1 protein-coding gene is annotated in these 754 nt (G+C 69.4%); it reads left to right on the top strand.

Features of this window, described 5'->3' with window-relative positions:
* Positions 1 to 101: 101 nt before the first annotated feature.
* Positions 102 to 754, top strand: a 653-nt coding sequence (locus tag AC5L36_RS45375; protein WP_441225330.1) for a CHAP domain-containing protein, incomplete at its 3' end; no start/stop codon positions are given.

Consider the following 754-nt stretch of genomic DNA (forward strand, 5'->3'; position numbering starts at 1 on the left):
GCTGGACCGGCGACGGCGACGGCACCTTCGCCACACCCGCCCAAATCGGCCACGGCTGGTCCACCTTCCGCCTCGCCCGCTACTAAACCCCTGGAGCAACCATGAGAAGAAGGTTTGTCACCGCGGTCGTCGGAGCGCTGGCCATGCTGGCCACGTTCGCGCTCCAGGAGGTTACCCTCGGACGTGCGGCGCATGCGGCCACGCGTGCCGGGATCGTCGCCGTCGCCGAGGCTGAGATCGGCAACTCCGAGGCCAACGGCCGCTGCCAGAAGTACGGTCCGTGCATTACGACCGCGTGGTGCGCGATGTTCGCCGAATGGGTGTGGCGCACCGCTGGCGTGTCCCCCGTTTTCACGACCGACGTCGCCACGGCGGTCGGCACGTGGGGCCAGCAGCAGGGTCTCTGGAAGGCTCGCCCCTCCGGCGGCACCGGCAGCCCGGCACCGGGCGATGTGGTCGTGTGGGGCGCACCGGGCTCGGGCACGGGCGGCCACGTCGGGATCGTCCACAACGTACACTCGGACGGCACCATCACCACCGTCGAGGGTAACCAGGACGACGCGGTGGTCAAGCGCCGCATCAACCCGGTGACCCAGCGCGCGGGCGAGCGCGACGTGCTCATCTCTGGTTACGTCTCGCCGCCGAACATCACCACCCCGAACCTCGCGGCGGAGAGTGTGAACGGGGATCGGTACGAGGATCTGTTGGCGGTCGACTCCGGCAACGTGCTGTGGTCGTATCCGGGTCGCTCGGG

Source organism: Phytohabitans sp. LZ39 (genome assembly GCF_059359075.1).